The sequence below is a fragment of the Oleiphilus sp. HI0117 genome, from assembly GCF_001635235.1.
In genome coordinates, this window is record NZ_LWGA01000441.1 from 1 (window position 1) to 8,449 (window position 8,449).

Sequence of the window (8,449 nt, forward strand, 5' to 3'; positions counted from 1 at the left end):
ACAGAGGGGTTGTTCTCCAAGAGAAAATTGAGGTTATCCGAGTCGAGTATCAAGGTATCAGTCACGGCCTCGTATTGATAATCATCAATCAGATTGGTGGTGGCATCATAGGCGAACATATAATCAATGCTCGCCCCCATCTCAAAGGCACCTTTGTAACCATGCTCTCGCATCGCATGAATCCATTTAGGGTTTAACACTCGCGAACGGACAACCCGGTTCAGCTCCTCTTTCAAGGTTCTAATCTTAGGAGATGACGGGTTGGAATGGTCATTGTGATACATCGTTGGTGCATCCCCCGAGAACACTTCAACCGCGTTGCTCATGCCCCCTTGGAACTGGTAATAATCATCAGAGTCCAAGATGTCGTGCTCTCTATTATCCTGGTTTTGCGAAACCACCTCTAATTGCGACAATCGAAAACGGAAAGCTTCCTTGGCATCGACACCGTCTCCCGCCTCGTTACCGTAGGCATAGCCACCCCAATTCAGATAGGCATCGGCTAGATCACTCTTTTGCTCCCAACAACGCTCGTCTATCAAGCCCTGTAGACCCGCACCATAAGCGCCGGGCTTACTACCAAACACACGATAACTCGCCTGCCTTCTAGCCAAATCGGCATTTAACCCCGTCAGTGTTAGTTCATCGATACGCTCTAACACATGCTGTTGAATGATGTTCTCGTTTCCAGGTTCTTCGATATCGACAATCGTTTGCACGGCCGCATCAAATAATTTCATGACGTTAGGAAATGCATCTCTGAAAAAGCCCGAGACCCGCAAGGTCACATCGACACGAGGTCGTTGCAGCAATTGGGTGCTCAGCACTTTAAAATCAACAACACGGTTAGATCCCGGCGCCCAAATAGGTTCGACGCCCATCAGAGCAAAAGCCTGAGCGATATCATCGCCACCGGTTCGCATGGTTGCCGTACCCCAAACTGACAAACCTAGCTGTTTGGGATAATCACCATGCGCTTGAAGATGACGTTCGATCAAAGCTTGGGCCGAACGCTTTCCTATTTCCCACGCCGCCGGGGACGGTATGGCACGATTATCAACGGAAAAGAAATTACGCCCTGTCGGCAAGGTATCCAATCTTCCTCGCGTTGGTGCGCCACTCGGGCCAGGGTCAATGCGCTTACCTCTTAAGCCCTTGATGATTGAGCCCAACTCCAGTTCTGCACTTTTTCTCAACGCAGCTAAGAGCACGTCTTTTGTATAATTGAGCTGCGCTAGTGTAGAAGGTAATTGCGCAAGCAACGGAATTGATTCGTCAGACAAGACATAGGTTTCTACTAGCTTTTTGGCAAGCAGTTCTAGTCGCTCACGTGTATCCGCTTCGGTACGCCAAAGTCCTTCATCTAGTTCGGCTAAGCATTCAGGTCTCGTGCCCTCCCAAGCTTCCGCACCTGCAGACAGTGGATCAAATAGATCATCGTCACCTTTAATATCTAAATCCAGAACCAGGTTATGAAGAATTCCCTGACTGTGTTTCTCACCACCACGAGGCAAGCGCAGTAAGGCCACTATCGTATCCGAAAGCTTCTCCTTGTTTGGCAGCACCCCTAGTATATGCAGACCATGTCGTATCTGCGCTTCCTTGATGTCACATAAATACGCATCGAGCCGATTTAGTACAGCGTCTTCATCTGACGTATCTTCAGTGCCAAGTTCGTCTAGCACATTGCTATCTTTTACCTGATCCAAAATCGCTTTTCGGAGATAGACTTCGCGCTTGTCGTCCATTCCCATTGCCTGGTAATACTCATCGACTAGCGACTCTAACTCGGCTAGTGGTCCATAGGTTTCAGCCCTTGTCATGGGTGGCATTAGATGATCGATAATGGCCGCTTGGGTTCGCCTCTTTGCTTGAGCACCCTCACCTGGGTCATTCACAATAAACGGATAAAAATGCGGCATAGGGCCAAGCGCAATATCAGGCCAACATTCTGATGATAAGGCCGAGCCTTTTCCGGGTAACCATTCCAGATTGCCATGTTTACCAACATGAATCACCGCTTCCACCTTATAGACATGTCTCAGCCAAAAATAGAAAGCTAAGTAGTTGTGCGGTGGGATCAAATCCGGGTCATGGTAGTTTGCGACCAGATCAATATTGAATCCTCGTGCAGGTTGAATACCAACAAAGATCTCGCCCAAACGAATACCCGATATCATCAGTCGCCCTTGCCGAAACTTGTTGTCGTCCTCTGGCTGTCCCCACTGATCTATTACTGCTTTCTGTGACGATTCGGGTAACGCAGAAAACAGCTTCTTATAGGTCTCGACACAAAGACTTTGCCAACATGGCAAATGGTGCAAGGTATTTGGATTATTGGTGACAGAAGTTAGCAATGCTTCGATCAATGCATTTCCCGATTCGGGAATATCGCTAACGGGGTAACCAGCATCGGCCAAGGCACTCAGAATTTGGCAGGCTGAATTGGGTGTGTCTAACCCAACGCCATTCCCTATCCGGCCATCCTTCGTCGGATAATTCGCGAGTATCATCCCGATGCGTTTTTCTGAATTTGGCTTCACCGCAAGTCGGCAATATCGCCATGCTAATTCCGCTACGAAATGTGCCCGTTCAGCATTTAATTCATATTGAACGATACTCGACTGGGCATGCTCGTCGTAGAAACTCTCGCTCTTAAAACTAAGTGCACGGGTTGCAATCCTACCATCCATTTCAGGAAGCACGACTTGCATCGCTAAATCTCGGCTTCTCAAGCCTTGGCTATGCGCTAACCAGTCTTCTTCTGTACTACCTGACAATACCAACTGCAAAACAACAAGGTCTTTCTCAAAGGGCGATTGGAAAGTACTTGGCTCAGAACTAAGATCGGGGCTCGCCACGGTATTGGTTGCAAACCCAGTCGCATTCAGTACCAACTGTACATTTGCCTGGTCGATTAATGCGTTAACCAAGGAGAGTGATGACGGGTCTTTTAGCGAACTAATCGCAACGGGTAACACAGAAAGCTGATGCTGTTCCAAGACACTAATTAGCGCATCGAACATCGTGGTATTAGCGCTTTGCAAATGACTTCGATAAAACAACAGCATTACGGTTGGATTATCTTGGCCAGCCTTATTGCTTACCTTGTCTTGCCAAGCTAATAAGGTCCCCTGCTCTACACCCGGCTCGTAAATCATACATTTGGGTAAGGGCCTCGGCTCTTGCCATGACAACGTTAGATCAGCTAATAATCTGACATAACGCGCAATAATAAAGTGATAAAGATGTCGGGCATTCTCGACGCCGCCTTCACGCAAGTAACGCCAAACACGGTGCGCATCCTGAGGCACTACCGAACTAGCATCAGATAAGTCCGGATCAGGATTATCATCCCCAGGAACCACAATTAAGGTTCTAGGAGCGTCCGGTGTTTGTGCGTTCTGCCAGTCAACCAAGCGCTCCAAACCATAGGCCCAATAACTCGCGCCACCCAATAAGGATACGACAACGACTTGGGCCGACTCCAAGACCTTATGCTCATACAAGTCATACGCAGCAGGCTTTAACAATTGCATCCAGTTCGCCAAACGCACTTGCGGAAAGTTCACATCGTGTTGGTGATCTTCGTGCATATTTTGTAGCGCATACGACAGTGCAGACAAACTACTGTCTGCCGATGTCAGTATAACTACCTCTGCGGGGCTTTGATCGAGATCGATAATACCTTCATCATCGACAAAACCACCCGGTTTAGCTGCTAGCAAATGCATAAAAAAATCACCAAATTCTGCCTTTCAATATCGCTTGTCTAATGGGTGCGTTTAAACCTGTTTGCCTAAACCCGTCCACCTAAACCAGGGCGTTTTCTAATACGCTTTGGATGACCGCTTTCTCGATGCCTTTTCCGATAAAAACGAGCGATGTTTTTCTTGGCTCGCCTGCTTGCCATGGGCGGTCAAAATAACTGTCTAGACGCTTACCCACAGCCTGCAATACTTGTCTCATTGGCTTACCTGGCAAAGCTGCAAAACCTTTTACTCTGAAGATATTGAAGTCACTAACAACGTTTTGTATCGCTGCTTGAATTTTATCGCTATCGACTTCACCGATCTGAATCACAAACGAATCGAAATGGTCATGTGCATGCTCGTGATGTTCGCCGTGCGCATGGTGATGATCATGGTGATTATGTATTTGCTCGATACGCTCTTCAGCCGCAGCATCAATGCCGATGATGGCATTGAGCTCTGCTTCACCGTTACTGATATAGGTCGTTTTGACTTCGCTTGGTACGCGCTTGCCGACAATCGTTTCAACCAATTGACGTTGTGGCGCGTCTAGCAAATCATTTTTGCTAACCACAACCAAGTCTGCAGCACTCAATTGATCGTCTAACAGTTCTTGCAAGCTAGGGTCGTGATCAAGACTTTCATCGGCCAAACGCTGTGCCTGAACCTTACCTTCATCGTGCGCAAATCGCCCTGATGCCACCGCTGGACCATCGACAACCGTTACCACGGCATCGACGGTGCAATATTCTTTAATGCCAGGCCAATTGAATGCCTGCACTAAGGGCTTGGGTAGTGCTAAGCCACTGGTCTCAATCAGAATGTGATCGATATCATCACGACGCTCTACAAGCTGCTGCATAACAGGCAGAAACTCTTCTTCCACCGTACAGCAAATGCAACCATTGGCGAGTTCGTAAATACCATTGTTAGCGCTAGAGTCGGAGTCAACAACACCACTTTCAGCACCATCTTCTTCACAAGACAAAGGACAGCTACGTAGCAGGTCCGCATCAATATCAAGTTCACCAAATTCATTGACAATAACGGCGATTCGTTTGCCTTCAGCTTGCTGAATGACATTTGATAGTAAGGTGGTTTTACCACTTCCTAAAAAGCCAGTAACGACGGTGGTAGGTATTTTATTTAATTGCATCATTTATCTCGCTGTACTCTCGTTGTTGTTCTATCTTGGTTGTCTTTGTGCTTAATCAAACTCACCGACAACGTGTGTTGTTTTCTGCTGCTAGCGCTTCACTTGTCTCGGTACATCTGGTTTAACCTTGGGCCGATAGACATGCGCTTTGTCTTTGGCATATAGATAAGAATCGGCAAAATCGTCGGTATCCAACACATGACCGACCAGGATCAAAGATGTTCGAGTAAATTTCTTTTCGCGTACTTTTTCGACGATATCTTTTAATGTTCCTGTGACTTTGTCTTCATCGGGCCAACTGGTTCTGTAACACACAGCTGCAGGGCAGTCTTCGCCATAATGCGGAATCAGCTCTCCAACAATTTTATGGATGCGGGTGACGCCAAGATGGATCGCGAGGGTCGCGCCGCTTTGTGCCAGCTGCGGAAGCCGCTCTCGCTCAGGAAACGGAGTTTTGCCTTCATAGCGCGTCATAATTAGCGTTTGAGAAACGCCAGACAAGGTCAACTCTTTACCTAAATACGCGGCAGACGCAGCAACAGCACTGACACCCGGTATGATTTCATAATCAATACCAGCTTGCTCTAGCCGTCTAATTTGCTCACCAATCGCACCATAAAGTGAAGGGTCACCACATTGAAGCCGCGCAACGTCTTTACCTTCTTGGTGGGCTTTCTCAATGTGCTGGCTAATTTCTTCTAAGTCGATAGAGGCGGTATCGACAATCAACTCTGCTTTATCTTCAACTGAATCCAAGACCTCTCTGGGTATCAATGAACCGGCGTACAAAACAACAGGACAACGCTCAAGTATACGCTGGCCTTTTAGGGTCATGAGCTCTGGGTCACCCGGACCGGCTCCAATAAAATAGACTGTCATAGTTTTTTCTTATAGCCTCTTGGCGTGTAAACCCATTCTTTTTTGCCATTGACGATATGTCGAGATTCGCTGTTTCCAACGCTCACAAGCGTGAACATATCAACGTCTTTGGCATCTAACTTATCTAGGGTGGTAATGGTGATGGACTCGTCTTCACGGGTTAATTGGCGCCCCAACAAAACGGGCGTCGAAGCCGGTCGGTACTGGAGCAAAACGTCTCGCGCATGGTTCAACTGCCAATCACGCTTTTTAGATACGGGGTTATAGAACGAGATAACAAAGTCACCTTGGCCAGCGCTATGAATACGCTTTTCGATCGTCTCCCAAGGCGTTAGCAAATCAGATAACGATACGGTACAAAAATCATGACCGAGCATGGCGCCGACACGGCTTGCGCCCGCTTGCATGGCAGAGATTCCAGGGACAACGTCTATCTCAACATCTAGCCATTCTGGATGATCTAAGGCCTCGCCTTGCGCTTGCTTTAAGAGTTGTTGATCCAACAATTCAAACACCAACGTTGCCATCGCATAAATGCCGATGTCGCCACTCGAAACCAAGGCGGTTGTTTTACCGCTAGCCGCGAGATCTAAGGCGAGTTTAGCTCGCCCGATCTCTTCCCCCAAAGGTAACTCGTGATGTGTTTTTCCATCACACACATCACCTAACAAGTCGAGATACAAACCGTACGCGACCAAATCTGAACTGGCTCCAATGGCGCTAAGCGCTTTCGGCGCCACAAGAGATCTATCACCAGGACCGGTGCCCACTACAAATAACTGACTCATGCTAATTTTGTTTCCTGCTCTTAATTCAAATGAACTATTTTTCCAATACGACCTAAGCACTATTACTTATCTGACGCTGTCTTAGTAAAGCTCCGTGCAATCGCGCACGTGGCTTTCTTTGTCTTTTGTTTCGATAAAACCAACTCCGCTGGCGCAGACGTCGTCTTTTGTGCCGAATACAATGCCGCCGATTCAGCGACCCCATACACGCCAACTGTGTCGAATATATAATCTGACTTTACGCTCAGCTGAGACTCAACCGTCGCCAACTGATCTTTGTCCCATGTGAGATACGGTAAAGCCAGGGATGCCGCCAAATCGATTAACCCTTGTTCGTCCGCCTTAATATCAATGCTTGCGATGCCGCTAATCTGTGAAAGCTCTAAACCCTTTTCCACAAGGCATTGTTCTAGCAAGGCACGAAGTTCTGACTCAGGGCAATGCCGCTCGCAGCCCATGCCCACGATGTAGATTGGTTTCAAATACGGATCCGCCGTCGTTAAGACCAAGCTTGCACTGAGTACTTCCGAAATAATTCGCCCAAACTCATTCGCGCCACCTTCATGCCCGGACAGCAAGGGAATAACAAATTCGCCACGTTCATCCAGAACGAGGACGGGCGGGTCTTCATGTTTGTTCACCATTACCGGCGCGAGTGTTCGCATGACAATGCCTGTGGCACAGATTAAAATCTGTCGTTCGCCGGCGCGAAATGAGTCTTGCACCGTTTGCGCAAAGGGTTGCGGTTTAAACGACACCTCGACTTCATTCGTAAGCGCAGTTGAATCGGTTCTAATTGCGCTTGCTAAGCGTTCTGCCAAACAGCGCCCGGCTTCGGTTAACGCGAAAATTCTAATCACGACTTCTCTCCTCTGAGCTACGATCTGCCGATGGTAAAACCACAAACAAAGAAAAATACGGCCCTTGCTCTGGAGATAATTGAGTTATATCGCTCACAATCTTCTGATTATCTCGGCCGATATATTCAAGATACGTGGCGTCGGCTAATCTTCCCGTTCGCTCAAGCAATGCCAATATTCTTGGGCGGGCCTGCCCTGCTTTCATGATCACCACACTATCGTGCTCGCTAAGGGCTCGCTCTATTTGCGAATCCTGATGACGGCCACTGACCACAACAAACGATTCTTTTAACATTGTAAGCGGTTGCATCATCGCGCTGGCAGCAGCATTCACAGACGAAATACCTGGGATCACCTGACAGGGGTAGTCATCCTGAAGCCGCTCAAGTAAGTAGGCAAACGAGCCGAAAAATAAGGGGTCGCCTTCACACAAAAACGCCACATCCTGCCCCGCATCAAGCGCCGCTTTTATCCGAACAGCGCCACTGTCGTAAGCGTGATTCGCTAAGGTACGATCCTTCGACATCGGCATCTCGATCACGACATCCTCAAGAACATTAAGACCCTGATCCGCCGCTCTCTCTTCACGTTCTGTCAGCGCGTTTCTTGCAATCATTTTCGCTTGTGAGCTACCGGTTTCACCACTGAGATAGCTGATCACTGGCGCGTTCTGGATTACTTTGAATGCCTTCATCGTTAGTAAGTCAGGATCACCCGGCCCAACGCCAACACCATAAAAGGCGCCGAGCTTATTCTGATTGACCTGCTGCTGGTTAGACATGATCCAAGGCCTCATTCGTTGCTGTCTTTTCTACTTTCACAAACTTATAAAGTGTGACGGGTAGTTGTGGTTTGTAATACAACTCACCCGCCAGCGTTTCGCCGCGACTAACGGCCAGCTCAAATGTTTCGACATGGCTTGTTTCATCGCTGAACCGAGATTGGTAAAACTGATAAAGTTGTTGGCGCGTTTGTTCGGTCACGGCACTGGCGACGACCATCCCACGCTCTGGT

Annotated in this window: 6 protein-coding genes and 1 pseudogene; all 7 read right to left on the bottom strand. The window is 48.1% G+C overall.

Features of this window, described 5'->3' with window-relative positions; genetic code table 11:
* Positions 1-3,734 (bottom strand): cobaltochelatase subunit CobN (cobN, locus tag A3757_RS05110; RefSeq protein WP_068739258.1); only part of this gene is annotated, 3,734 nt, incomplete at its 3' end.
* A gap of 79 nt (positions 3,735-3,813) precedes the next feature.
* Positions 3,814-4,908, bottom strand: a complete 1,095-nt coding sequence (gene cobW, locus A3757_RS05115) for a cobalamin biosynthesis protein CobW (protein WP_068515065.1) — start codon at positions 4,906-4,908, stop codon at positions 3,814-3,816.
* A gap of 90 nt (positions 4,909-4,998) precedes the next feature.
* Positions 4,999-5,787: a precorrin-4 C(11)-methyltransferase gene (gene cobM / locus A3757_RS05120; RefSeq protein WP_068515059.1), complete on the bottom strand. Its 789-nt coding sequence runs from the start codon at positions 5,785-5,787 to the stop codon at positions 4,999-5,001.
* Complete coding sequence (gene cobJ, locus A3757_RS05125; protein WP_068553735.1) at positions 5,784-6,575, bottom strand: precorrin-3B C(17)-methyltransferase; 792 nt, start codon at positions 6,573-6,575, stop codon at positions 5,784-5,786. The genes cobM and cobJ overlap by 4 nt, the downstream gene beginning before the upstream one ends.
* 62 nt (positions 6,576-6,637) lie before the next feature.
* Positions 6,638-7,435 (bottom strand): cobalamin biosynthesis protein, encoded by a 798-nt coding sequence (locus tag A3757_RS05130; RefSeq protein WP_068511655.1) that lies wholly within the window; start codon positions 7,433-7,435, stop codon positions 6,638-6,640.
* The gene (cobI, locus tag A3757_RS05135; protein ID WP_068511653.1) at positions 7,428-8,216 is read right to left on the bottom strand and encodes a precorrin-2 C(20)-methyltransferase; all 789 of its coding nucleotides are present in this window, start codon (positions 8,214-8,216) and stop codon (positions 7,428-7,430) included. Before cobI ends, A3757_RS05130 begins: the two co-directional genes overlap by 8 nt.
* Positions 8,209-8,449 (bottom strand): annotated as a pseudogene (locus A3757_RS26390) (cobalamin biosynthesis bifunctional protein CbiET); the annotation flags it as partial. The gene cobI and the pseudogene A3757_RS26390, both read right to left, overlap by 8 nt.

Bases quoted from the DNA above. Each gene is read 5' to 3' on its own strand.
- cobW (WP_068515065.1), bottom strand. From the start codon at position 4,908: ATGCAATTAAATAAAATACCTACCACCGTCGTTACTGGCTTTTTAGGA.
- cobJ (WP_068553735.1), bottom strand. From the start codon at position 6,575: ATGAGTCAGTTATTTGTAGTGGGCACCGGTCCTGGTGATAGATCTCTT.
- cobI (WP_068511653.1), bottom strand. From the start codon at position 8,216: ATGTCTAACCAGCAGCAGGTCAATCAGAATAAGCTCGGCGCCTTTTAT.
- cobM (WP_068515059.1), bottom strand. From the start codon at position 5,787: ATGACAGTCTATTTTATTGGAGCCGGTCCGGGTGACCCAGAGCTCATG.